A 23,061-nucleotide genomic window follows, 5' to 3' on the forward strand; every position below is an offset into this window, starting at 1 on the left:
TTTTGTTTAAGGATAAAATAATTTAGAAAAGTTAAGAAACAGGACAGCAAGGTGAGACTAGGGATACAATGGAGACAGAACTTAGAAAGAAGGAGTTTTGATCCATGCAGAAAACAGCACTCATATCGCTCGTATTCGGGGTCATCAGTTTGTTTCTTTCTTTATACGGTATCTTCTTTGGCATTATCGGATTCATCCTTGCTTTACATACGATAAGAAAAGCGGAGAACCCGGAAAGAACAGGGAAAGGTATGGCAATCGGAGGTTTGGCGACAAGTATCATTGGAGCCGGCTATCAGATAGTAGCCATACTTATTCTTGTCCTTACAGCCTGAACAGAATTTAAAAGAATGCAGCATAATCGCCGCATTCTTTTTTTGTAACCTTATTAATTTCTTTCCGTATAAGTAGATATCTAACGCACAGGAGGAAATTGATGAACGCATTGTTAGTATATGCCCATCCAAATCATGCATCTCTCAACTATGCCTTTTTCCGTGCAGTGCAGGAAGGTATCGAACACAATCCTGCCATCAGCGGAGTGGAAACAATCGATTTGTATGCCGAAGAGTTTGATCCAGCATTGGTTTTCCATGAAAAAAAGCGCCGTCGTGATATGCATACCGATCCGCATTTTAAAGCGTATCGGGAGAAAATTAAGCGAGCTGATCTGCTTGTGTTCATTTATCCTATTTTCTGGGGAAGGCCGCCTGCTATGCTGCTTGGATTCATCGATCAAAACTTCTCAGCAAATTTTGCCTATCGGCACGAGGGTCTGCTGCCTGAAGGATTGCTCAAAGGCAAGCAAGCGGTTTGTGTTTCCACCATGAAAGGCCCAGGGTTTTACAGCCGCTTTTATTTAGGGAATGCACATAAGATTTTAATGAAGCGAGCGCTGTTCCGATTTGTAGGTATCCGTAAAGTGAAAATCTTCGAGTTTGGCGGAATGGAAAAAAAGAACGGAAAACAGAAAAAGTACCTGAGCCGTATCGAAACGTACTTTTGCAAGCTGGCTAAATAGGCAGCTGTTCCAATTCGTAATATTTATTTCTGACATCCTGTATATCATTAGCGGCTAAGCTGCGTCCGATTTGTTCCAGCAAGGATGCAAATGTGCTATCATCGATACGCTCAGCTTGCTGCGCAATCCGTGCAGACCCGGCTTCCAAAATCGCTTCGGATACGTTGCCGATTTCATATATTCTGAAGTATTTCTGGATTTCCCGGATGGCAGTCTCTTTATACGTCACTTGCCATTCATCGTAAGTTGGCATCATACATACAACCTTTCTATTCAACAAGGAGCTATGTCCTGTTATACTGTCTATGGTATCATGCGACTTGGAAGGGAAGAAAGCAAATGTTACGTAAAATAAATGCTCTGCTCGCTATCATTGTCATTGCAATTGGTGTCTATCGATATATCGACCGGGATTACGAAGTGAATCCTCAGCTGATGCTGCCACTTTTGTCCATAATGTTTCTGTTATTTTCAGTTGAGTCTATCTTAAATAAGAAAAAGCTTATGACAGGAGTCTATTTGATTGTCTTCGTTATTGCAGCAAGTGCAACCGTCATGATCTTTACACAGACTTAAAAGTCTTCTCCTTATAGGAGGAGGCTTTTTTGTTTATCATTGACAAAGAGTGGTAATCCCGCATATAATACAATTAACAATTAACATAATGTTAATTAAAAGGAGATTGACATATTGAAGTCGAATAATAAAAAGATACCTTATGATGTTAGTCGCTACCGGACACCTGATGGGTATACATCGGATATAGCTGTATTTACCATTACCTCCGAAAAGACCAAAGCATATGCTCCGCCAAAAATGAAACTCAAGTTGATGCTCATCAAGCGTGCCGAGAAGGATACGGAAGGAAATCCGAATATCGAAGCAGGGAAGTGGGCATTGCCCGGAGGTTTCGTTACACCGGAAGAAACAGCCATTGAGGCAGCCAGCCGGGAATTGGAAGAGGAGACGGGAATAGCAGGAATACATTTGAAACACTTTGGTGTATACGATGACCCAGGACGTGATCCGCGCGGGTGGATCATCTCGAATGCGCATTATGCTATTGTCCCGGAATACAGATTATTTGAGAGAAAAGCGAATGATGATGCCGCAGAAGTGGAACTGTTCCCTGTACAAGATCTGGAGCAGCATCTTTTAGCATTTGATCACGCCAGTATAATCCGTCATGCTATTACTCATATAACACGAGATTTACTGCAAACTACAGTAGCAAAGCAATTCTTGCCAGAGCTGTTCACTTACTCGGAACTGCAGGCAGTCTTGCTGACGATAACGGATGATAAAGCAATTCAAAATGAGCAAGCTTTTGCACGTAAAATTAAAACATTGCCTTTCATCGAAGCAGTTGAAGGACAGAAGACACAGCGAACATCCAAGCTGCCAACTCAGCTTTATCGGTTCATTGATGCGGAATTGAAGCAATCGATTTATACAGCTCGTCATTAATCCAGAGGAGGATGAAAGATGAAAGCATTGATAAATATCGATTATACGAATGACTTTGTAGCAGAAGATGGGGCACTGACTTGCGGGGTGCCAGGACGAAAGATAGAGGAAAGACTTACGGCGATTACCTCTGAATTCATTAGGAACGGTGACTATGTTGTTTTTGCAATTGATAAGCATGAGGAGAAGGATGCCTATCATCCAGAAACCAAGCTGTATCCACCGCACAATATAGATGGGACAGAGGGACGTGCACTTTATGGCAAGCTGTCGGATGCATATGAATCTGCCAAGCATGAATTGAATGTTTATTATATGGATAAAACAAGATACAGTGCTTTTGCAGGGACCGATTTGCTGCAGCGGCTAAATGAACGTGGTATCAAGGAGATTCATGCTGTTGGTGTAGCAACAGATATTTGTGTGTTCCATACACTGGTCGATGCATATAATTATGGCTTCAAAATCGTTGTTCACGCAGATGCTGTTGCTAGTTTCAACCAAGAGGGGCATACATACGCCCTGCATCACTTTAAAAGCGCGTTAGGAGCAGAGATTACAAAAGGAGGAGCGGAATGATGACACATTATCAGGATGATAGCACGGCATTGCACACAGACCTTTATCAAATCAATATGGCACAGACGTATTGGAAGGATGGAAAGCATAATCGCAAAGCAGTATTCGAGCTGTTTTTCCGTAAACAGCCCTTCGGTAATGGATTTGCTGTTTTCGCTGGCTTGGAGCGAGTCATCGATTATTTGAAAGAATTCCGTTTCTCGAATTCAGATCTGGAGTATCTTGAGCAGGAGCTGGGATATGAGAAGGAGTTCATCGCCTACTTGCGCGACCTGCGCTTTACTGGGGATTTGTACAGCATGAAGGAAGGAGAGCTTGTCTTCGGTACCGAGCCGATCATCCGGGTAGAAGCTCCGCTTGCTCAAGCACAGCTGATCGAAACAGCACTGCTGAATATCGTGAACTACCAGACACTCATCGCTACAAAAGCTGCCCGTATCATGCATGTATTGGATGAGGGAGATACAGCGATGGAATTCGGCTCCAGGCGGGCCCAGGAGATGGATGCGGCTATTTGGGGGACGAGAGCGGCATTTATCGGCGGCTTTCATGCAACGTCCAATGTGCGGGCAGGCAAAAAGTTCGGTATACCGGTTGCTGGAACCCACGCGCATGCACTTGTGCAAGCTTATCGTGATGAGTATGAAGCATTCCGTAAATATGCCGAAACGCATGTGGATTGCACGTTTCTTGTGGATACGTACGATACGTTAAAGTCCGGTGTGCCAAATGCGATTAGAGTCGCTAAAGAAATGGGTGACAAGATCCGTTTTAATGCTATTCGTCTGGACAGCGGCGATTTAGCCTACTTATCAAAGCGGGCACGGGAAATGCTTGATGAAGCAGGCTTTACGGAAACGAAAATTACCGCATCCAATGATTTGGATGAGGAGACTATTGGTGCTCTGAAGGCACAGGGAGCCAAAATCGACAACTGGGGTATCGGGACGAAGCTTATTACTGCTTTTGATCAGCCAGCATTAGGAGCGGTGTATAAGATAGTTTCCATAGAAGATGACAATGGAAATATGGCCGATACAATCAAAATCAGCGCCAATCCTGAAAAGGTTTCTACCCCTGGTCTTAAACGGGTCTATCGGATTATCAATCGAGCAAACCAAAAATCAGAAGGGGATTATATTGCGCTTGCCCATGAAAATCCGGAGGAAGAACCACGACTCAAAATGTTCCATCCAACCTATCCGTACATTAGTAAATTTGTAACGGATTTTGAAGCGAAGGAGCTTCAGCAGCCTGTTTTTCAAAAGGGAGAACTCGTGTACAAACTGCCAGCTTTAGAGGAAACACGGAACTATGTCACACACAGCCTCACATTCTTATGGGATGAATATAAGCGGACTCATAATCCAGAAGCTTATCCTGTCGATTTAAGCACAGCTTGCTGGGAGAATAAAATGGAATTGATCGAGCGCATCAAATCACAGCTGGAGGAGAAGTAGCATGGGGAAAATCGGAATTTATGGCTCATCGTTCGATCCTGTTACAAATGTCCATTTATGGACGGCCAGTACGGTCGCTCACCGTTGTAAGCTGGATAAGGTCATTTTCCTGCCATGCTCCAGTAAGCGAAAAGACAAACAGCTTCATACGACAGACGAACATCGCTGGCAGATGGTGCAGATGGCGATAAAAGATAATGACTGCTATATTGCAGATGATTATGAGATGAAGCAGGAAGCTTGGAATGTTTATACCGAGCAGACACTAACGCATTTTAAAGAAGTCTATCCCGATGATGAGGTCTACTTCATTATGGGAGCTGACCTGCTAGAGGATATCGGCGCTGGAAAATGGGGGAACAGTGAAGCGCTTGTTCGCGATAACCGATTTATAGTCATGGCACGTAACGATATTGATATGCTGAAGGTAATCAGCCATTCTCCGCTGCTGCGAAATCATGATGACGGACAAACTTTCCATTTGATTGATAAAGGACTGGCGATGGAGATCAGCTCCACATATATCCGCGACGAGTTTGCTGTTGGAGGAGAGCCACGTTATTTGCTGCCAGAAAGCTGTTATCAGTATATCAAGGAGCATCAGATATACAACTAATATAGTACAGCCCCCTTACAAATCCGAGGGGGGTCTTTTATTGTAAAAAGACACCTCCTTAAGAAAGTGTCTGCTTAGTGTGTGGGCTGGGACTATTTAATAACAGTAAATACAGGGTGTTTAAATGAGAGTAATAGATGTATCGCAGAAGTGACAGTTCGTGCACTTAGGTGTTTTAATTAGCTCATTTTTCCTTCCCATTGCATACAGTAAAAATGAACCTAAGTATTTACCTATTAGTACAAGATAAGGAATTATAGAGAATGAATTTGATTGGTTGAATCCCTTATCTCATAATTAAATTGGAGGGTATATTTCATTAAACCCCTGCCGCTAGGAAAAAACTATCTTGATCCAGTAATAGAGTAAGAACAAAGCAACTATGGTGGATATAGGGATGACAATAACCGATACTTTGAGGTAGTCCATCCACTTTAATGTAATATCATGTTGTTTCAAGATATATAACCAGATCAGTGAAGCAAGTGTCCCGATTGGCAACAATAGTGATCCGATGTCGCTGCCGATGATACTCGCTAGATAAATCGTTTTTAAAGTGATTGGATCAAGTCCCATTTCAGTCATTGTGAATGTTCCGATCATCAAGGCTGGGTGATTATTGAAGATGTTAGACAGAATCGAAACAAGTCCTCCCATTGCAAAGCTTGCATACATCAATCCTTGGCTGATAATCGGTTCACTATATCTAACAAGCACTTCTGTTAGTCCGATGTTATGCAGGCCGTAAATGGTGACATACATGGAAAAGGCGAAAACGAGTATATGCCACGGTGTTTTTTTGATGATGTCGATCGGATTTGTACGTAAGTAATACCAGCGCCATGCCAGCAACGCAAGAGAGCCGAGGACTGCTACGATTGAAATAGGGATGGACAGATAAGAAGCGACAAACAGCAGACAGCGTATTAAGAATACAAACAACAATAGTATAAGCATGAATTTTGTTCGTTTTTGTTTAGTGTCAGTAAATACCTTCCTGCCTTGTATCGGTTTAAAGTGTTGCGTAAAGAAGTGTTCTTCGATGTCCTTTACAGATTCAGGTAATGATACAGGTAATTTTTTCTTCACGACCATGAACATTAGCCAAGACATAAACAGTAATCCTAATGTCGCCGGAACAAACATCATAGCTGTGTGCATATAAAGTGACATATCAATTATTTCCAAGGCAATCAAATTGACGAGGTTACTTACTCCAATCGGTGCACTGGAGGCTGTAGCGATAAGGGCACCACTCAATAAATATGGAATTTGCTGGTGTGTCGGTAAGCGGAGATTCCTGAGAAGTAAAATTAGGATTGGTGTTGTAATTAAGATACTTCCGTCGTTATTGAACAAGAGTGTCATTAAAAAGCATAAAAGCTGAATGTACCAATATAACCGATACCCCGAACCCCGAGCCAAATTAGCTAGCTTTGCAGCGACCCAGTGAAAGAAACCGAAACTCTCTAATATGACCGCCATGACGATTGTGGCCATGATCGTAATTGCGGCTCCCCCAATCTTATCCACTATATCTGCCGCATCAGGCCCTGAAACAACTCCTGTCAATAAAATTATCGCGGCACCTACTGCTGCCGGGATAGCTTCATTAAGCCCACGTGGCCTCCAGAGGATGACCAGCATAGTAACTAGGAATGTGAATACCGTGATTCCTATTTCTAATGTCATCTTGCACAACTCCTTTTTCCTTCCCTTTTATTTTTTAATCGGAAGTTTGAACCTCCCCCGACCTGTTTTTTACATGTATATTCAAATGCAAATAGAAGGACTAGATTTTTATACCTAAATTGTCGAAATGTATGTTTGTCTACTAGAGTGAAATGTCTAGAAAGAGGAATAGGAGATATTGTCTCAAGTGGCTTTACAGGTGTTTTCTCTAAAGGAACTATGAAATTGCAAAGGGAAAAGGGCAGGAAAGAGTAGGTTCTATTACTAGAGATGTGATAAATGATAGGTATAGTAAAGCATGAAAGTAGAAAGAAGCTAATCCGGTCCGAGGTATTGTGCAGTTGATCCAATGCATGATTTATTACCTTTAAAACAAGAAAAAACCCTTAAAAATAAGGGTTTTTGTAAGATGGAGCATAGCGGGCTCGAACCGCTGACCTCTTCGCTGCCAGCGAAGCGCTCTCCCAGCTGAGCTAATGCCCCGTATGTAGTTTATACGTCACAAAAATATTATAGCGTTTCTCTCAGTTACTGGCAACTATTTTTTACAAGCACGATGATCGGACTCTTTCGGCTGCTGTGATATAATCTACTTAACAAAAGTCGATTTGGAGGACGATGCAGTGCGGTTTGTAAGTATAGATTTCGAGACGGCGAATCGTTATTGGTCAAGTGCTTGTTCGGTAGGTGTTGCTGTAGCGGATGAGTCAGGTGTGATTGACGAGTGGTATACATTGATCAATCCATTGATGGATTTTGAAGAACAGAATATCCAGGTGCATGGGATTCTTCCACGGGATGTGGAAGATGCGCCGACGTTCAAGGAAATCTGGCCGAAGTTAAGCAGTTATCTGGCCGGCAATGTCGTAATCGCGCATAATGCGAGTTTTGATATGGGTGTTATTCGTAAAGCGGTGGCACGTTACGGATTGGAAATGCCGGATTTTGATTATTTGTGTACGCGAATCATCGGCAAGAAGGTGTGGCCGGATATGGACAACCATCGGCTGAATACGTTAGCTGCCAGCAAGGAGATCATGTTCGAGCATCATAATGCCATGGAGGATGCACGAGTTGCAGCGAATATTTTCCTGCATGCGATGGCGGATTCCGGAGTACAGAGTATAGAAGAACTGACAAAAGCATTAAAGGTTAGTCGAAAAAGCATCCATGATACAAGTTCCACGGGAAGCAAATCCAGATACGGTGATATCAAGCCACAGACAGATCAATTTGATCCTGCACACCCGTTCTACCGAAAACAGGTGATGTTTACGGGGACAATGAAGAGTTTGAAGCGGAAGGAAGCAATCCAAAGACTTGTCAATGTAGGCGGCGTGCACACAGATAAAATGGACACGTCTACCCGCTATCTCGTTGTTGGCGCAAGAGACTATGAGAAATTTGCTGCTGGCAAGAAAACGAGTAAGCTAGTCCAAGCGGAACGGATGATTGAGAACGGACGGCCGCTGCGTATCATCTCTGAAGAAAAATTCCTGACATTGGTGTAAGAAGTTCTCGGTAGGAGAACTTCTTTTTTTTGGAGGGCACACGATGTATGAATTAAAGGAAACCGATTTGACTAAAGAGGCGTATAGACAGTTGCTGGAGCGATTATTAGATGTTTGTGACACTGTCACTTTCGCCGTGCTTCCTAAAAAGATGATGGGGCAAAAGCCCACGCTGCATAGGCTGCTGCAAGATTTGGAGCCGTATTTGCAGGAAACTGTCCTTGATAATGGTACAAGAGCTAACCTTTTTGATGCCAATATATCTGTACCGAATTATTATTATCGTATTTGTACGGGATCCAAGCAGGTAATCTTAAAGTCAGCGAATAGTCTTTTCTCTTGGCAGCAGCCCGCACTTCCGGAGGATTTATCCTTTTTGAAGAAGGGAGAAGAATATGTAGTGACCAATGCTCATGAAGGTTATGCAATGCTCTTTGCAGAAGATGAACAATTAATAGAACTTGGGGGAACAAAATGGAGCAGAATCGAATAGAAACGAAAAAATTTGATTGGCGATTATTTCTGGCGCTGGTTAAAGGTACTAAACCACCTAAGATGATGGTCATTGTTGCATTGGTGATGAGTTTATTGACGACAGGAGTCGGCTTCACGGTACCATTGTTCACGAAGAATCTAGTGGATGGCTTCTCTGGGCAATCCATTACTGGTACCCAAATTGCTATTTTAGTCATCGCTTTTGTCCTGCAAGCTTTAGCTAGTGGCTTATCCATCTACTTGCTGGCGAAAATCGGCCACCATGTTGTCGCTAAACTGCGCGAACGATTGTGGGATAAGCTTTTGCATCTGCCAATCAGATTTCATCATGATAATGAAACAGGAGAGACGCTCAGCCGAGTGACGAATGACACAGCGGTTGTAAAAGAGCTGATTACGGATCATCTGACCAGCTTCGTTACAGGTATTATCTCCATCGTCGGATCGATTATCATTCTGCTTGTACTTGACTGGAAGATGACGATTGTCATGCTGCTAGCAGTTCCGATTGCAATCGGAATCATCATGATACTTGGGCGCAGGATGTACCGGGTATCGAAAATAATGCAGGAGGAGACAGCGAAGTTCACTGCAGTTTTGAACCAGGTATTGCCGGAAATGAAGCTTGTCAAAGCCTCGAATGCAGAACATGTAGAGCTGGAACGAGGTAACAAAGGTATCCGAACTTTATTTACGTATGGCTTGAAGGAAGCTAAAATTCAAGCGCTGTTGTCGCCGCTCATGCTCTTTATCATGATGCTTTTGCTTGTGACTATTATCGGGTACGGTGGTGTGCGTGTTGCATCAGGAGCATTATCCGCAGGCGACATGGTAGCTTTCATCCTGTATCTGTTCCAGATCATCATGCCGATGACGCAGCTGTCCATGTTCTTTACCCATCTTCAGAAGGCGATGGGAGCAACAGAGCGTATCTATGATGTACTTGGAGAAGATACAGAGGATAGCGATAAAGGAGTACCGATACATCGCGTGGACGGGGATTTGCATATAAACAATCTTAGTTTTGCTTATCAAGCAGAACAAGTACTGCATGATCTCAGTTTTACAGCGCCTGCTGGGAAGGTAACCGCCATTGCCGGCCCGAGTGGTGGCGGAAAATCGACTCTATTCGGTTTGCTTGAACGGTATTACGAGCCGACTAGCGGTACAATCCAACTGGGTAAGACACCTATCCAAGACTTTAAATTGCATGACTGGCGCCGCCAAATTGGCTACGTGGCACAGGAAACGGCTCTATTATCCGGCACGATTCGTGATAATATCTGCTATGGCTTGGAAAGGGAAATATCACAGGAAGAACTGGAACGTGTATCTGAAATGGCGTATGCGAAACAGTTCATAGAAGAATTGCCTGATAGATATGAGACGAAGGTTGGCGAACGAGGAGTGAAGCTATCAGGAGGACAGCGGCAGCGTATTGCTATCGCAAGAGCGCTTTTACGTGATCCACAAATCCTCATGCTGGATGAAGCAACCTCAAGTCTTGATAGCAGTTCAGAGATTTACGTTCAGCAAGCACTGCAGAATTTGATGCAGAATCGAACTACCTTCGTGATAGCACACCGGCTATCAACAATTGTGGATGCTGATCAGATTGTATTTATTGAAAAAGGACGAATTACTGGTATCGGGACGCACGAGGAGTTGTTCGAACGTCATGATCTATACCGGGAATTCGCATCCCAGCAGCAGCTGCTTGCGGGTAAAATGGAATAAATAGAGTCCTTCTCCGCATACTAGGCGAAAAGGGGGTTCTATCATGCCAAAGAAAAAGCCCAATAATGATCATCAATTCAAGGAAAACAAGAATCATGGCGAAAAACGGAACGGCCGATTGAGCCAGTTCAAGAACAACGTCAGTGGACCAGGCCAAACGGAAAACGAATATATTTCCGTAAAGGAAGACTAAAAAAGCTTCTGCCTCATTTTATGAGGCAGAAGCTTTTTTTTTAATTCATCCAATTGACGAGGACGAACAAGATCGGCAAGACAACAATTAACGAGGATGTCGCAACAATCCAATTGGAGTTGGCCAATTCCATGTCGAGATTGTACAGCCGCGGCGGTACGAGAGAAGCAACTGCCGGCGGCATGGCGGACATAATGAGAAGCACCTGTAATAATATACCGTCATACAAGCTGCCAAGACCAAGCAAATAAGCACTGCCAGTAATGACAAGCGGCACAGCAAGGAACTTGATTGGAATCAGCCAGATACTAAGCTTCCAATACTTTTTCACAGAAGCAATTCGCATGCTGAATCCGATTGGGATCAGAAGCAGGATGGATGCCAGTGCAACCAGTGTTGAATTGCTTGCGCCCAGCCATTCGAATCTGTCTATTGGCGATAAGTTCAGTACAGCGCCAATGACGATAGAACAGAAGGTGATCATAATGAATGGGTCTTTTATGATCCGCATCACACGTGATCCCGAAGCATTATCTTCTATCGTTCCGTATGATTTTGCGATTGGATAAATGATCGTATAGTACGTGAATTCCTCAAGCAGGCGGAACATTGCAGCGTACGCGACTGCTTGCTCCCCAATGAAGAGCACACAGAAGAGTAGTCCGAAGCTTCCAAGGTTCAGGAATGCGCCAGAAACGAACATGGATCCAATCTGGTCTTTCGGCAGCTTCTGCCATTTGGAAAACAGCAGAGCGAGAATTGCGCCGAGAAAGATTGTTGCGATGCCGAAAATTGGTAAGTAGATGAGCCTGGCATTGGTCAAGTCAGCTGACCAAAAGGCACTAATAAGAATAATTGGATTCAGTACAAGCAGGACAACACGAATCAATGCATTCATAAAATAATTGAGGGAGAACCATTCCGGCAGGCGATATTTTCCAGCCACGATCCGGATAGCCCTTCCGATGATAAGTCCGATCAATATAATGGATATAGCATAAATAAAGCTTGCGATAAGGCTGTACCTCCTTCTGCTGACAGCTACATGATGTATTCCCTATTTTCTATTATATACAGCATTCTTAATTGTAACGATATTGCAGGTCATTGTCTAAAGAAATTAGTAAAATGGGCTTGAACAAAAAAACACCTGCCATAATAGGCAGGTGTTCCATAATTATTTTTCCTCTGAACGATTATTATAATCATACTCGCTTGTATCTACAGGTGTCCAGCCTTCCGGATCATAGAAGCGGAGCAGGTCACCATAAAGGATTTTATCGTTAAGGCTTAGCTTCTTGGCTAATTCCTCTTTTTCTTTTTTGATTTCTTCAATCTGGGCTTCATCTTCGATTACTTCACCGGTGGCAGTGTCGTAATACGTGTCACCTAAAACTGTGTAATCTTTACTGATGAAGTCGCCATTACGTAAACCAACTACATCGTTATGCTCTTCAGACAGAAGATCTGTACCGAACTGGATATATTTAGATGAATCGATACCAAGCAAGTGTTCAAGTGTCGGCAGGACATCAAGCTCACCGCCATACGTGTGGTTCACGCCGCCTTCAAGACCTGGAGCCTTGATCATAAGCGGTACACGCTGCATTTGAGCATTTTGATAATCCGTCATTTCTTTTCCAGTAATCTCTTCCATAGCACGGTTGTGGTTCGTAGAGATACCATAGTGATCTCCGTAAAGCAGGATAACAGAGTTATCATACATACCGGATTCTTTCAGGTCTTTGAAGAACTGTTCCAATGCTTCATCCAGGTAGCGCGCTGTCTGGAAATAATTATCGACAGTGGCGTCTCCCGTTGTAGCTTTATCGATTGTTGCATCTTCTGGATCAAGTGTGAACGGATAATGGTTCGTCAGCGTGATCAGATGCGCATAAAATGGCTGATCAAGTGATTCAAGCAACGGCATGGATTCCTCGAAGAATGGTTTATCCTTTAGACCATAGTTCACTGAGTTTTCCATGTTGTAATAAGTGGAATCAAAGAAATGATCGACGCCAAATTGCTTATAAATCTCATCACGGTTCCAGAATGTCTTCTCGTCACCGTGGAATACAGCACTTGTATAGCCTTGCTCCTGGTTCAGGATAGCTGGCGCTGCTTGATACGTGTTCGTACCTTTTACTGAGAAGGCAGAGCCTTGCGGCAGACCATAAAGGGAGTTATCCATTAACAGCTCTGCGTCTGCGGTTTTTCCTTGTTCTGTTTGGTGGAAGAAGTTATCAAAGTAAGTTATTTCCTTATCATTCACAAGTGAATTCAGGAACGGTGTAACCTCTTCGCCATCCAGTTTGTAATTAATCAGGAAGCTTTGGAAGCTTTCCAGATGAATTTTGATGACGTTCATACCTTCTGCATTTCCGAAGTATTTCTCATTCGGTTCAGCATAGTTTTCCTTCGTGAATTCCGTTACTTCAGATAAGTCACTCGGACTAGCCATAACTCGCTGAGTGGAAGTCTTCGCATTTTGAACTGCATCATAGATTGTATAGTTGTACGGTCCAAGATACTTTACCAAGTATGTGCGGTCGAATGTACGCTGCAGCAGCTGCGGGCGATCGACTTCAGCCAGCCCAAGGTTTACTGCGAATAGAGCCACACCGGAGATGATGACCATAGCCGTCTTCCTGAAAGCAAGGCGTTCGATACTCCAGTTCTTTCTTGTGTAGATATACAAAACGATCAGCAAAATGAAATCCAGGAAGTAGATGAAATCATAGCCTTCCATCAATCCAAAGATGCTGCCGCCCATTCCGGAACTTAAATTATCTGTTTGCTTTAATGTTGGCAAGGTAATAAAGTCATTAAAGAAGCGATAGTACAGGACATTGGCGTAAAGCAGGAAGCTCATTATGAAATCAATGACTAAAAGCCAGATTCCCATCCTTCTGCCCTTTGCCAGGAAAGCCAGTCCTAGGAATACGATGCTCGCACTCAAAGGGTTTATTACCAGCAGGAATTCCTGCATGCCATTTGTTATATCCAGGTTGAATTCCTGTTTATAGGAAAAATACGTTTTGGCCCATAAGAAAATAACGGCCAGCGCAAAAAATCCTTTTTTTGAAGCCAGAAGCTTCTTCATTATCTTTCACCTCTTCATTTTCTTATCAGGCGTCATATTGAGTTGAACAACGACATTGATTCTATCAATTTATCATCTAAAAAACAACTAAGACCCAAAACGGAATTTGGGCTCATAATCTATAAATATAACAGATTTTGCTGAAAAAGCAAAATGGGAAATTTCTCCGTAAAAAAAAGAGTGCAAGTTGCACTCTTTTTTTACGAAGCACCAGTTGTTTGGGTTTCAATCGGCTGATGATGTTTCCATTGTTTATATGCAGCTACATCCTCCTGAATTTGCTTAAAGGTGAAAGCGATGAGCGCAACGTCATCAAGCAATCCGCCAGGAATGAAATCCGGGACAAAATCGATTGGGCTTAAGAAATATAGGAAGGTTGCTGCAATCATAAGCAGCGACTTTTTCGGCAGCTGGCTGTAAGCGCCTTTGCGCCAATCGCGGAGCATGTCCACCATCAGCTGCAAATCTGACCAGATTTCTGCAAGCTTTCCTTTATTGTCCGTTGCTTTAGTTGATACATTAGCTAGGAGCTCCTTCGATTTTTCCTTATCCTGCAGCAATGCTTTTGCTTTTGGGGTGTAAGCATGCCGTTTCTCCAGGAGCTGTGATAGGTTCCATTTCATAAGGTGTGCCTCCTTGTATCCTTCTGATTTCTATTATGAGGAACATTTGCCTGCCATGCAAGAAAGGGGACTTCAGTCGATTTTCTTTACAAGAACTCGGTATCGTTCCGGTAGTGTATCTTTTGCCTTCACATGCTGCATGAAGGATTCTGCTTCTTCGTATGTGTCAAAAGTGTATACTTCTCCGTCCGTTCCGACGAATTCAAGTTTCACTTGGTTTGAGTCGATTGCGATGACTTTGAACATAATGCTCTCCTTTCATATGCTGACAGCACCATGTGGCAGCTGGCAGAAAGAGCTGAGGTTACGCAGGATTTCCAGCTCAGATGACTCAAGATGATATAAATTTACTAGAGGAAAATGAAATATAAAAATAGTTCACTTATCTATTATAGAGAAGTTAAGCGGTGAGAGGAAGCAGGAAGTCAATAAACGGGGAAAAGCAGGCAGCGGGGGCTGCCTGCTTTTCTGTTGTTGTTAGAAATAAATGTGGTGAGACGAACGAAATATGTGGGAGGTAATGTTGTTAGAAAACATATTTTATCGTCCTCTGTTATAAAGACGTGTGTCGTTACCTAATGGTTTCATTTTTTTGAGGAAAGTTTAGAAAGGTTTAGGTTCATTTGGCAAAAGGTATAGTCCTTCAACTACTGTATAAAGGAGATTGGTACCATGCAAGCAGTCACTTTTCAAGGTAAGGAAAATATCGAAGTTAAGTCTGTAGAGGCACCCTCGATCGAGAAATCTACCGATATGATCGTAAGAATTACAGCAACTGGTATCTGTGGTTCTGATTTGCATTTGTATCATGGAGGAATCACGCCAGAGAAGGATTATATCATTGGACACGAGCCGATGGGCATTGTAGAAGAAGTGGGCCCGGATGTAAAAAACCTAAAAAAAGGGGATCGGGTTGTCATCCCATTCAATATTGGCTGCGGCGAATGCTATTATTGTAACCACCAGATGGAAAGTCAATGTGATAACTCGAACGGCAATCCGCATAGCGATGCAGGCGGATTATTCGGTTTTGCAGATCAATTCGGGGACTATCCCGGCGGACAGGCAGAGTATCTGAGAGTACCATTTGCTGATTTCACTTCTTTTAAAGTACCAGAATCAAGTGAACTTAAGGACGAAAGTGTCGTGTTCCTATCCGATGTCATACCGACAGCTTATTGGAGTGTAGAAAACAGCGGCGTCAAAAAAGGGGATACTGTCATCATCCTCGGAGCTGGTCCAATTGGTCAGATGGCGCAGAAGTTCGCTTGGCTGAAAGGTGCAGAGCGTGTCATAGCAGTAGATAACGTGCCGCATCGACTGGAACATGCTAAGCGGATGAATAATGTAGAGACATATGACTTTTCCAATAATCCTGAAATTGGTTCCTTGCTTCATAGTGATACGAATGGTGGAGCTGATGTTGTAATTGATTGTGTCGGCATGGATGGAACAGTGCCGGAAGGTGTATCATTCGGTTCTGAACATGACAATCAATTTGGTACAATTCAGCCAATCATTACAGCTAGTGAAGCAGTCCGGAAATTTGGTACGGTTCAGCTGACAGGCGTATATGGAACAGAAGCAAATGGATTCCCAATCGGTGATTTCTTTACCCGAAACGTGACGCTTACAATGGGACAAGCTCCTGTAATCCATCTGATGCCGAAGCTATATCAGATGGTAGAGGAAGGGGTATTTGATCCGACAGATATCATCACGCATACAATGAAAATCAGTGAAGCGAAGGAAGCATACAAGATATTCGATGAAAAGTCCGATAATAATATCAAAGTACTTTTGAAACCATAAAAAAACAGGAGCTGCGATATGCAGCTCCTGTTTTAGTTGGTTTTGGTCGTTTCATCATATAGATGAGATCTCTTTTTGAACCAATGGAAGGTGTGAGTGACGATGACCTTCAAAATCGCATATCCCGGAACAGCAAGTATTACGCCGACAACGCCGAATAGATTTCCGGCGGTCAGGATAACGAATATGATTGTGATTGGGTGGACACGAATGTTCCGCCCCATTATCTGTGGAGTAATCAATTTTCCTTCAACTAGCTGCACAATAGTCCAAACAATGATCAGCTTCAAGAGCATGAACGGTGATGTAACAATAGCGATGATGATTGCAGGTGTAATGGCTATCGCTGGACCAAGATACGGAACCACACTCGTGAACGCGGCAATGACGGCGAGTACTGGTGCGTATTCAAGTCCAATGATCAAATACCCGATATACAGCAGCACGCCAATGACAAAGCTGACGATAATCTGACCGCGTATGTAGGAACTGATTTGATGGTTCATCTCTGACATTACTTCATATGTTTGACTGCGAAAGCGTACTGGAAGTAACTTCAGAATATAGACTGGCAGTTTTTTGCCATCCTTCAGTAAATAGAAGAGGATGAAAGGCACTGTTACGATAGCAATGATCACTTCTGTCACTGCACCGACAAAGCTTGTTAAGTTAGAGAACAAATTGTTGAGCATGGTAGTACCGCGAGTCTGCAGCTCATTCAGGATTTGGTTGAAATCAAAATTGCCTGAGGCTTGAATCTGATTGACCACGTTACTGCCTGTTATGGACTGGACAACATCGATCCCTTGCTCGAAATAGTCGGTACTATTCTCAATCAAGCTTAATGTCTGCTCCTTCAATACAGGAATGACCAAGCTGATGAGAATAGTCAGTATTCCAATGATAACAAGGTAAAGGACGATAATGGAGTAGACGCGTTTTACTCGCTTTTTCTCTAGGTAATTGACGATCGGCACTGTCAGGTAATAGACAACCCCAGTCAAAATGATAGGCAGTATGATTGTTTTCACGATGACGACAATGGGGGTGAAAATAAATGATACGCTGGAATAGACAAGTATGTTCAGCCCGATGATGAAAAGAATCAGCATCGCGATGACAAATTTATTATTCAGGAAGAATTTGCTGAACTTTCCCTGCTTGGTGCGTTGTAGATCTGGCATGGCAATCCTCTCCTCTTTGGCCCGCTGTTCCGTAATTCTATCGTTCTATCATTATAGCCTAATATAATGGCGTATAACCGTTATGTTTATTTTAATCTTATGTACGGAATTTATCTACTCAAGTACTCGAGATAAAGTGAGAATCAGGATTAATAATTTTATTGGATCATTTATCAACAACATTATCAACAGTATCATTATTGTAAAATAAACGAAAAACCGACTTATGCACATTATCCACAAACCTAAGTCCGATAATTGTGCACAAGTCAGTTGGGTTATCCATAAAACATTATAAAGCCTGTTCAAGCGCTTCGGATAAAGCAGGGAAGCGGAATTGATACCCGTTGTCGAGCGCTTTCTTTGGATACACGCATTGTCCTTCAAGCACCAAAGTACTCATTTCACCTAAAGCCTTCTGGATTACCGGGGCAGGTGCTGCAGTCCAATAAGGTCGATGCAGCGCTTTGGCAAGTGTCTTGCTGAAATCCTTATTCCGTCTCGGGGAGGGAGCAGTGACGTTGAGCGGTCCTTTGATTGATTCTTGTTCGATTGCATAAGCAATCAGCCCCGCTGCATCTTGAACATGGATCCAGGAAAGCCATTGCTCGCCGCTCCCTATTTTCCCGCCTGCGAAATAACGGAAAGGCAGCTGCATGAGCGGAAGAGCTCCTTTATCACCTAAAACGATGCCAAAGCGTGCAAGTACAGTTCGGACTCCCAATCCTTTTGCTTGCTTGGCTGTTTCTTCCCACTCATACGTCACATCTGCCAGAAAATCCTGCCCGCGCTTCGTTGTTTCTTCAGTGAAGGCGTCCTGTTCGCTCGTACCATAATACCCAACAGCAGAACCGCTGACGAAGACTTTCGGCTTCTTCGGCATTTTTCCAATCATATCAACAAGTGTTTCGGTAGCTTCCAACCTACTGCTCCTGATATTTTCCTTTTTCTCCTTGGTCCACTTGCCGAATAGACTAGTTCCGGCCAAATTGACGACTGCGTCAATCTCCGGCAGCTGGGAAAGGGGATTGAAACCTTTTTTCAGCCAGCCGATATACGTGACTTGCTTGGTATCTAATTTCTTTTCCGGTGATCGAGTTAGAATATACACATGGTGCCCCTTCTCAATCAATGTCTCTGCCAGCTGCTTTCCGACGAAGCCTGTTCCGCCGCTAATGACGATATTCATGATTAATTCCTCCTTCTAAATTGGGTAAGCTTACAATTTTGTATGGTGTCATTTCGTGTTAGAATAAAGACATAGAGGTGTCGAAAATGGTGAAAATCACGAAGATCACGACTCAAAAAAATAATATCGGGCGCTATAATATCTTTCTCGACTATGGTAAAGGCGAGAAGTTTGGCTTCGGTCTTGATGAAGATGTCCTGATTACTAGCGGTATCACCAAAGGACAGGAACTATCCGAGGAAGCTTTGCAGTCCATTATCGAAAAAGATGCTGCACATAAGTGTTTTACCCTAGCTTTACAATATCTAAGCTACCGGATGCGTTCCAAAAAAGAAATAAAAACGTATTTGCTGAAGAAGGAGCAAAATCCGACACATATCGAAGAGACCTTGACAAGGCTTGAGGAACAGGGGTATACCGATGATGCAGCTTTTGCCGGTGCATTTGTTCGGACGAAGGTGAATACGACAAGTAAAGGTCCACTCGTCATCCGGAAGGAATTGCAGGAAAAAGGTATTACCGGTGCAGCGGCAGATCAAGCGATGACATATTACTCGTACGAAAAAGAGCTGGAAAAAGCTGTCAAGCTTGCTGGGTCGAAGCTGCAGACTAAAGCAAAGAAATCCCATCAGGAGAAGATCCAGCTTGCACAGCAGCAGCTGCTTTCAAAAGGCTTCTCAAGTGCTGCTGCAAAGGAAGCTGTTTCATTGGCACTCTCGGATACCGATCAGGATACAAATGCTGAGCTGGACGCTGTCCGATATCAGGGAGATAAGCTTTTGCGTAAATACGCGCAAAAAGCGGAAGGCTATGAGCTTAATCAGAAAATCAAGATGGCTCTTTATCGTAAGGGATTTTCGATGGAACTGATTCAGAAGTATATAGAGGAAGCGAAAGAAAAAGACCTTTATTAGCGGAAAGCAGGGTGCGAAGATGCAATTACGTTATAGTGACTTAACAGTGGAACAATTAAAGGAAGAAATGAAACAGCTGAAGATTCAGCAGCAGAAGGCAGAGCAGATGGGGAACTTCAGTGAATATCAGATTATTGAGCGTAAACGACAGATGGCCAAAGCTTATACGATGAATCCGGATGAATTCAAACCAGGTGCAACGTATGAAATCAAGGGTGATCGGTCGCATGTGTTTACGATTGATTATCTAAATGGTGTCTTCGCCTGGGGCTATCGACGCCAGGGCAGTGAAAAAGGACAAGAGCTGGAAGCTTTACCGATCAGTGTACTCGGCAGGACGACTATGTAATTGCCTCGGCTGAAAAGCCGAGGTATATTTTATCTGCGGTTTTTCTTTACTGCTTGAGTACGGATGATGATATCAGTCTGTGTTTGCTGTGTTTCTCCATTCACCTGGTTATTCGCATGCTTCGCTGTAGTGCGGGGGGATTGAATAACGGAATTGATGGTGCCTGTCTTAGAAAAACGATCAAACTTGGACATTTTATCTGCCTCCTCGAGCAAGGATTGGATGCGCCGCAGTACTAATAGCTTGTGCGTATTTTTCACGAATATGTTGGGATTTTGATGGAAGGGAAGAAAGAAGTATGGAAAATAAATTCCGTGAGCTTGCTGCACTTTTGCAGCAGCAAAACGAACGATTGACAATAGATGAGGCTCGGACATGGGTAGAGATTCTTTGGGAGGATTTCGAAGCAACGCGTGCAAAGGCTGGCCGTAAATACCAGGGGCAGGAAATGACAGAGGCGATTGTGCGTCAGTGGATTCAGCATTATGGCCCAAGACTGGATGAATTCCTTGAAAGTAATCCGAAGTACCATTATTTATTCATGGAACGCAGACAACAATAAAAAACCTGGAGAGAAAAATCTCCAGGTTTTATAATGCAGACGGATTGTCATCTGTGACCAGTTTTCGCTGCAGTTTCTGTTCGGAAAAAATCCACCCGGTATAGGAACTCATCACTTGATGATTATCATCAATCTGAACGACTGCCTTGAATGGATAATGCTGTGCGCTATTATGGTAGCGCAAATCAATCAGGCGCAATTCCGTGAAATCATCATACATGTTTACTTCCCATGTGAAGACTGGTGAGAAGCTGAGGAATGCCGCTATATTCTTATCCTCTCTAGCAACCTCCATGAGCTCGTTATCTGGTAATGGCTTCCGTTCAAATTCGTCGATCATGCGGAGCTGCCAATTTTCCACCTTCCCGACATAAAAACGATCGGGGGCTGTGACGGCAACGCGCCAAAATGCTTGTTTCATTGTTGGTGAAGTAGCGATGATCTGAGCATCAGGTATTTTTTCTTTCACTTGTTTGATGATCCGCCGTTTATCCAAATAACGTTTCACATAGTACAGGATAAGGATCGTGTAAATAACAAGGAAGGTCAGACCTGGATCAAGACCAATCAGCCAAAGAGCAATACCGATCACATGCATCGTAAAGATGAAAGGATCGAAGGTGTTAATGAAGCCGTATGCAACCCAGCGGCGGGTGAACGGCCGGTACGCCTGCGTGCCGTATGCGTTGAAAACATCGACGAATACATGGAGTACAACTGCTCCAAATGTCCAAAGCCATAGATGCAGGAAGTTGATTTCTGGTACTAACACGTACAGCAGCAGGGAAATAGCTAATCCCCATAATATGACAGCGGGGATTGAATGCGTGATTCCCCGGTGGTTTCGTAAATAAGAAGCATTGTTACGTAATTTCAGTACTGTATCAAAGTCGGGTGCCTGTGAACCAAGGATCGTGCCTGCAAGTACTGCATTGAACAATACAGGATCTTGGTGAACAGCAGGATCGAGTGTGGCAAGCCCGCCGAGGGCTATCCCCATGACGATATGGGTACCAGTGTCCATCTTAATGTCCTCCTTCTGATGAAACCAAACCACCTAATACTTTTAATATTGTAACACGGAGCGTGAGTGATTTTGCAATTAGACGATCTACATGTTAAGTTTCAGCATTTTTCGATTGATTTATTTCAAGATGATTTGATTAATTGGTTCCAGCAGGAAAAACGTACACTGCCTTGGCGTGAAAACCAGGATCCTTATCGGATTTGGGTTTCGGAAATCATGCTCCAGCAGACGAAGGTGGATACGGTTATTCCTTACTTTCATCGTTTCATGGAGCGCTTTCCGACAATCCAGGCATTAGCCGAAGCCGATGAGCAGGACGTTTTAAAAGCGTGGGAAGGGTTAGGTTACTATTCCCGAGCACGAAATCTTCAAACCGCCGTCCGTGAGGTGGCAGAGGCTTACGGCGGCAAAGTGCCGGACACGGTGGAGGAGCTGGGTAAACTCAAGGGTGTCGGGCCGTATACAAAGGGTGCCATTCTTAGTATCGCCTACGGAATTCCGCAGCCGGCAGTCGATGGGAATGTCATGCGGGTTCTATCCAGAATTCTATTGATAACCGAAGACATCGCTAAGCCGAAAGCGAGAAAGATATTTGAAGCGGCTGTTGAGGAAATGATCTCACATGAAAACCCTTCGGCCTTCAACCAAGGATTGATGGAACTCGGTGCGCTTATTTGTACGCCGAAAAAGCCTGCTTGTTTATTATGTCCAGTGCAGTCGCATTGTACAGCTTTCAAGCAGGGACTGCAGGAAGAACTCCCGATCAAATCAAAGGGCAAAAAGCAAAAGACAATGCCGTATCTCTCTGTTGTCGTTGAGAACGAGCAAGGAGAGGTGCTTATTGAGAAAAGGCCTGAGACCGGGCTGCTTGCGAACCTGTGGCAGTTCCCGATGGCAGATGCGACGGAGGTTTCCTTGGAGCAGCTGGCTTATTGGTTCAAGCTTGAATATGGGATTGATATTAAACTGGAGGAAACATTGCAGCCTGTTCGGCATATTTTTTCCCATATTATTTGGGAGATGATTGTCTTGCGTGCAAAAACAAAAGACAAAGCAACCGAAGTGGGCAGATTCGTTGCTATGTCTGATATAGATGATTATCCATTTCCAGTTCCGCATCAGAAAATCCTGCAGCAAATTCATGTACCAGAATAAACCAATTTCTTTTTGCGCTTTTCTGGATAACAACGTCACATTCAGGAGAAAGTAATGTGGCGGAGGTGATAACAATGAACAGAAAGACACAATCTGGTACTGATGTAAATCAGGTTAAACAACAAAACCAGCAGTCCCGTCAAGGCGGTTCCAGCCAACAATTCGGTACTGAATTTGCTTCTGAAACAGACGTACAGCAGGTTCAACAGCAGAACCAGCAATCTCGTCAGAAAGCAACTGGCGGTTCCAGCCAACAATTCGGTACTGAATTTGCTTCTGAAACAGACGTACAGCAAGTTCAGCAGCAAAACCAACAGTCCCGCAAGTAAAAAGACGGACATCGTCCTAACTGTTACTTTCGTATGAACGGAG

The 23,061-nt window shown here is 43.5% G+C and carries 27 protein-coding genes and 1 tRNA gene; 17 read left to right on the top strand and 11 right to left on the bottom strand.

All coding sequences use genetic code 11. The features are described from left to right. Window positions 1-104 precede the first annotated feature (104 nt). Entirely contained in the window at window positions 105-335 is a 231-nt protein-coding gene (locus ACH6C1_RS18140; protein WP_095223565.1) for a DUF4190 domain-containing protein, read from the top strand. Window positions 336-436: 101 nt separating this feature from the next. Next, complete coding sequence (locus ACH6C1_RS18145; protein ID WP_374079630.1) at window positions 437-1,021, top strand: NAD(P)H-dependent oxidoreductase; 585 nt, start codon at window positions 437-439, stop codon at window positions 1,019-1,021. Here the strand turns inward: ACH6C1_RS18145 and ACH6C1_RS18150 are convergent. Continuing rightward, window positions 1,014-1,277 (bottom strand): hypothetical protein, encoded by a 264-nt coding sequence (locus tag ACH6C1_RS18150; protein ID WP_374079632.1) that lies wholly within the window; start codon window positions 1,275-1,277, stop codon window positions 1,014-1,016. The two genes, ACH6C1_RS18145 and ACH6C1_RS18150, sit on opposite strands and share 8 nt — an antisense overlap. An 83-nt stretch (window positions 1,278-1,360) precedes the next feature. Here ACH6C1_RS18150 and ACH6C1_RS18155 point away from each other — a divergent pair, with 83 nt between their 5' ends. The 5 genes from ACH6C1_RS18155 (at window position 1,361) to nadD (ending at window position 5,143) form a co-directional block, all read left to right on the top strand. Further along, entirely contained in the window at window positions 1,361-1,597 is a 237-nt protein-coding gene (locus tag ACH6C1_RS18155) for a hypothetical protein (RefSeq protein WP_095223568.1), read from the top strand. 114 nt (window positions 1,598-1,711) lie between these two features. Next, window positions 1,712-2,488 carry an NUDIX domain-containing protein gene (locus tag ACH6C1_RS18160; protein WP_095223569.1) on the top strand — a complete coding sequence of 259 codons (777 nt, stop codon included), beginning with the start codon at window positions 1,712-1,714 and terminating at the stop codon, window positions 2,486-2,488. Window positions 2,489-2,506: 18 nt separating this feature from the next. Continuing rightward, window positions 2,507-3,067 carry a cysteine hydrolase family protein gene (locus tag ACH6C1_RS18165; protein WP_374079634.1) on the top strand — a complete coding sequence of 187 codons (561 nt, stop codon included), beginning with the start codon at window positions 2,507-2,509 and terminating at the stop codon, window positions 3,065-3,067. Further along, window positions 3,064-4,527, top strand: a complete 1,464-nt coding sequence (locus ACH6C1_RS18170; RefSeq protein WP_374079636.1) for a nicotinate phosphoribosyltransferase — start codon at window positions 3,064-3,066, stop codon at window positions 4,525-4,527. Before ACH6C1_RS18165 ends, ACH6C1_RS18170 begins: the two co-directional genes overlap by 4 nt. A gap of 1 nt (window position 4,528) precedes the next feature. Continuing rightward, the gene (nadD, locus tag ACH6C1_RS18175; RefSeq protein WP_095223572.1) at window positions 4,529-5,143 is read left to right on the top strand and encodes a nicotinate (nicotinamide) nucleotide adenylyltransferase; all 615 of its coding nucleotides are present in this window, start codon (window positions 4,529-4,531) and stop codon (window positions 5,141-5,143) included. Between the two features lie 333 nt (window positions 5,144-5,476). Here nadD and ACH6C1_RS18180 read toward each other — a convergent pair whose 3' ends face one another. After that, a complete protein-coding gene (locus ACH6C1_RS18180; RefSeq protein WP_374079639.1) occupies window positions 5,477-6,835 on the bottom strand; it encodes an arsenic transporter in 1,359 nt (452 codons plus the stop codon). A gap of 410 nt (window positions 6,836-7,245) precedes the next feature. After that, a tRNA-Ala gene (locus ACH6C1_RS18185) sits at window positions 7,246-7,318 on the bottom strand. Window positions 7,319-7,458: 140 nt separating this feature from the next. Between ACH6C1_RS18185 and ACH6C1_RS18190 the strand changes: the two genes are divergently transcribed. The 4 genes from ACH6C1_RS18190 to ACH6C1_RS18205 are packed head-to-tail and all read left to right on the top strand — an operon-like array spanning window position 7,459 to window position 10,771. Further along, window positions 7,459-8,346 (top strand): exonuclease domain-containing protein, encoded by an 888-nt coding sequence (locus tag ACH6C1_RS18190; protein ID WP_374079642.1) that lies wholly within the window; start codon window positions 7,459-7,461, stop codon window positions 8,344-8,346. Between the two features lie 43 nt (window positions 8,347-8,389). Continuing rightward, window positions 8,390-8,839, top strand: a complete 450-nt coding sequence (locus ACH6C1_RS18195) for a hypothetical protein (protein ID WP_374079644.1) — start codon at window positions 8,390-8,392, stop codon at window positions 8,837-8,839. Then, entirely contained in the window at window positions 8,821-10,578 is a 1,758-nt protein-coding gene (locus ACH6C1_RS18200) for an ABC transporter ATP-binding protein (protein WP_374079646.1), read from the top strand. Before ACH6C1_RS18195 ends, ACH6C1_RS18200 begins: the two co-directional genes overlap by 19 nt. A 43-nt stretch (window positions 10,579-10,621) precedes the next feature. Beyond that, window positions 10,622-10,771 (top strand): hypothetical protein, encoded by a 150-nt coding sequence (locus ACH6C1_RS18205; RefSeq protein WP_374079648.1) that lies wholly within the window; start codon window positions 10,622-10,624, stop codon window positions 10,769-10,771. A 40-nt stretch (window positions 10,772-10,811) separates the two neighbouring features. Here the strand turns inward: ACH6C1_RS18205 and ACH6C1_RS18210 are convergent, their stop codons facing one another. From ACH6C1_RS18210 to ACH6C1_RS18225, 4 genes are all read right to left on the bottom strand, one after another. Then, window positions 10,812-11,717 (bottom strand): AEC family transporter, encoded by a 906-nt coding sequence (locus tag ACH6C1_RS18210; RefSeq protein WP_374079650.1) that lies wholly within the window; start codon window positions 11,715-11,717, stop codon window positions 10,812-10,814. Window positions 11,718-11,948: 231 nt separating this feature from the next. Beyond that, window positions 11,949-13,874, bottom strand: a complete 1,926-nt coding sequence (ltaS, locus tag ACH6C1_RS18215; protein ID WP_374079652.1) for a lipoteichoic acid synthase — start codon at window positions 13,872-13,874, stop codon at window positions 11,949-11,951. Window positions 13,875-14,074: 200 nt separating this feature from the next. Continuing rightward, window positions 14,075-14,497 (bottom strand): YkvA family protein, encoded by a 423-nt coding sequence (locus ACH6C1_RS18220; protein ID WP_374079654.1) that lies wholly within the window; start codon window positions 14,495-14,497, stop codon window positions 14,075-14,077. 72 nt (window positions 14,498-14,569) lie between these two features. Further along, entirely contained in the window at window positions 14,570-14,743 is a 174-nt protein-coding gene (locus ACH6C1_RS18225) for a hypothetical protein (protein WP_366249109.1), read from the bottom strand. Window positions 14,744-15,169: 426 nt separating this feature from the next. Between ACH6C1_RS18225 and ACH6C1_RS18230 the strand changes: the two genes are divergently transcribed. After that, the gene (locus tag ACH6C1_RS18230; RefSeq protein ID WP_095223580.1) at window positions 15,170-16,309 is read left to right on the top strand and encodes a zinc-dependent alcohol dehydrogenase; all 1,140 of its coding nucleotides are present in this window, start codon (window positions 15,170-15,172) and stop codon (window positions 16,307-16,309) included. A gap of 32 nt (window positions 16,310-16,341) precedes the next feature. Here ACH6C1_RS18230 and ACH6C1_RS18235 read toward each other — a convergent pair whose 3' ends face one another. Then, complete coding sequence (locus ACH6C1_RS18235; protein WP_374079658.1) at window positions 16,342-17,493, bottom strand: AI-2E family transporter; 1,152 nt, start codon at window positions 17,491-17,493, stop codon at window positions 16,342-16,344. A 292-nt stretch (window positions 17,494-17,785) separates the two neighbouring features. Beyond that, complete coding sequence (locus ACH6C1_RS18240; protein ID WP_374079660.1) at window positions 17,786-18,682, bottom strand: TIGR01777 family oxidoreductase; 897 nt, start codon at window positions 18,680-18,682, stop codon at window positions 17,786-17,788. Between the two features lie 86 nt (window positions 18,683-18,768). Between ACH6C1_RS18240 and recX the strand changes: the two genes are divergently transcribed. Further along, on the top strand, window positions 18,769-19,596 hold the full coding sequence (gene recX, locus ACH6C1_RS18245; protein ID WP_095223583.1) for a recombination regulator RecX: 828 nt from the start codon (window positions 18,769-18,771) through the stop codon (window positions 19,594-19,596). Between the two features lie 19 nt (window positions 19,597-19,615). Continuing rightward, entirely contained in the window at window positions 19,616-19,945 is a 330-nt protein-coding gene (locus ACH6C1_RS18250) for a YfhH family protein (protein WP_095223584.1), read from the top strand. A gap of 29 nt (window positions 19,946-19,974) precedes the next feature. On the opposite strand, the gene ACH6C1_RS18255 is transcribed toward ACH6C1_RS18250, so the two are convergent. Next, complete coding sequence (locus ACH6C1_RS18255; protein ID WP_095230634.1) at window positions 19,975-20,139, bottom strand: YpzG family protein; 165 nt, start codon at window positions 20,137-20,139, stop codon at window positions 19,975-19,977. Window positions 20,140-20,243: 104 nt separating this feature from the next. On the opposite strand from ACH6C1_RS18255, the gene ACH6C1_RS18260 reads away from it, so the two are divergent. Next, window positions 20,244-20,507 (top strand): YfhJ family protein, encoded by a 264-nt coding sequence (locus ACH6C1_RS18260; protein ID WP_374079664.1) that lies wholly within the window; start codon window positions 20,244-20,246, stop codon window positions 20,505-20,507. 28 nt (window positions 20,508-20,535) lie between these two features. On the opposite strand, the gene ACH6C1_RS18265 is transcribed toward ACH6C1_RS18260, so the two are convergent. Further along, window positions 20,536-21,531, bottom strand: a complete 996-nt coding sequence (locus ACH6C1_RS18265) for a metal-dependent hydrolase (protein WP_374079667.1) — start codon at window positions 21,529-21,531, stop codon at window positions 20,536-20,538. Between the two features lie 69 nt (window positions 21,532-21,600). Here ACH6C1_RS18265 and mutY point away from each other — a divergent pair, with 69 nt between their 5' ends. Together mutY and ACH6C1_RS18275 are read left to right on the top strand one after the other, a co-directional pair. Further along, window positions 21,601-22,689: an A/G-specific adenine glycosylase gene (gene mutY, locus ACH6C1_RS18270; RefSeq protein ID WP_374079697.1), complete on the top strand. Its 1,089-nt coding sequence runs from the start codon at window positions 21,601-21,603 to the stop codon at window positions 22,687-22,689. 74 nt (window positions 22,690-22,763) lie between these two features. Further along, window positions 22,764-23,018 carry a gamma-type small acid-soluble spore protein gene (locus tag ACH6C1_RS18275; RefSeq protein ID WP_095223623.1) on the top strand — a complete coding sequence of 85 codons (255 nt, stop codon included), beginning with the start codon at window positions 22,764-22,766 and terminating at the stop codon, window positions 23,016-23,018. The last annotated feature ends 43 nt before the right edge of the window (window positions 23,019-23,061 follow it).

Origin of the sequence: Terribacillus sp. JSM ZJ617 (assembly GCF_044383785.1) — a bacterium.
Lineage (GTDB): Bacteria > Bacillota > Bacilli > Bacillales > Amphibacillaceae > Terribacillus.

Coding starts and splice junctions, on each gene's coding strand:
- ACH6C1_RS18140 (WP_095223565.1), top strand. CDS start 105: ATGCAGAAAACAGCACTCATATCGCTCGTATTCGGGGTCATCAGTTTG.
- ACH6C1_RS18145 (WP_374079630.1), top strand. CDS start 437: ATGAACGCATTGTTAGTATATGCCCATCCAAATCATGCATCTCTCAAC.
- ACH6C1_RS18150 (WP_374079632.1), bottom strand. CDS start 1,277: ATGATGCCAACTTACGATGAATGGCAAGTGACGTATAAAGAGACTGCC.
- ACH6C1_RS18155 (WP_095223568.1), top strand. CDS start 1,361: ATGTTACGTAAAATAAATGCTCTGCTCGCTATCATTGTCATTGCAATT.
- ACH6C1_RS18165 (WP_374079634.1), top strand. CDS start 2,507: ATGAAAGCATTGATAAATATCGATTATACGAATGACTTTGTAGCAGAA.
- ACH6C1_RS18170 (WP_374079636.1), top strand. CDS start 3,064: ATGATGACACATTATCAGGATGATAGCACGGCATTGCACACAGACCTT.
- nadD (WP_095223572.1), top strand. CDS start 4,529: ATGGGGAAAATCGGAATTTATGGCTCATCGTTCGATCCTGTTACAAAT.
- ACH6C1_RS18180 (WP_374079639.1), bottom strand. CDS start 6,835: ATGACATTAGAAATAGGAATCACGGTATTCACATTCCTAGTTACTATG.
- ACH6C1_RS18195 (WP_374079644.1), top strand. CDS start 8,390: ATGTATGAATTAAAGGAAACCGATTTGACTAAAGAGGCGTATAGACAG.
- ACH6C1_RS18200 (WP_374079646.1), top strand. CDS start 8,821: ATGGAGCAGAATCGAATAGAAACGAAAAAATTTGATTGGCGATTATTT.
- ACH6C1_RS18205 (WP_374079648.1), top strand. CDS start 10,622: ATGCCAAAGAAAAAGCCCAATAATGATCATCAATTCAAGGAAAACAAG.
- ltaS (WP_374079652.1), bottom strand. CDS start 13,874: ATGAAGAAGCTTCTGGCTTCAAAAAAAGGATTTTTTGCGCTGGCCGTT.
- ACH6C1_RS18220 (WP_374079654.1), bottom strand. CDS start 14,497: ATGAAATGGAACCTATCACAGCTCCTGGAGAAACGGCATGCTTACACC.
- ACH6C1_RS18225 (WP_366249109.1), bottom strand. CDS start 14,743: ATGTTCAAAGTCATCGCAATCGACTCAAACCAAGTGAAACTTGAATTC.
- ACH6C1_RS18230 (WP_095223580.1), top strand. CDS start 15,170: ATGCAAGCAGTCACTTTTCAAGGTAAGGAAAATATCGAAGTTAAGTCT.
- ACH6C1_RS18235 (WP_374079658.1), bottom strand. CDS start 17,493: ATGCCAGATCTACAACGCACCAAGCAGGGAAAGTTCAGCAAATTCTTC.
- ACH6C1_RS18240 (WP_374079660.1), bottom strand. CDS start 18,682: ATGAATATCGTCATTAGCGGCGGAACAGGCTTCGTCGGAAAGCAGCTG.
- recX (WP_095223583.1), top strand. CDS start 18,769: ATGGTGAAAATCACGAAGATCACGACTCAAAAAAATAATATCGGGCGC.
- ACH6C1_RS18250 (WP_095223584.1), top strand. CDS start 19,616: ATGCAATTACGTTATAGTGACTTAACAGTGGAACAATTAAAGGAAGAA.
- ACH6C1_RS18255 (WP_095230634.1), bottom strand. CDS start 20,139: ATGTCCAAGTTTGATCGTTTTTCTAAGACAGGCACCATCAATTCCGTT.
- ACH6C1_RS18260 (WP_374079664.1), top strand. CDS start 20,244: ATGGAAAATAAATTCCGTGAGCTTGCTGCACTTTTGCAGCAGCAAAAC.
- ACH6C1_RS18265 (WP_374079667.1), bottom strand. CDS start 21,531: ATGGACACTGGTACCCATATCGTCATGGGGATAGCCCTCGGCGGGCTT.
- ACH6C1_RS18275 (WP_095223623.1), top strand. CDS start 22,764: ATGAACAGAAAGACACAATCTGGTACTGATGTAAATCAGGTTAAACAA.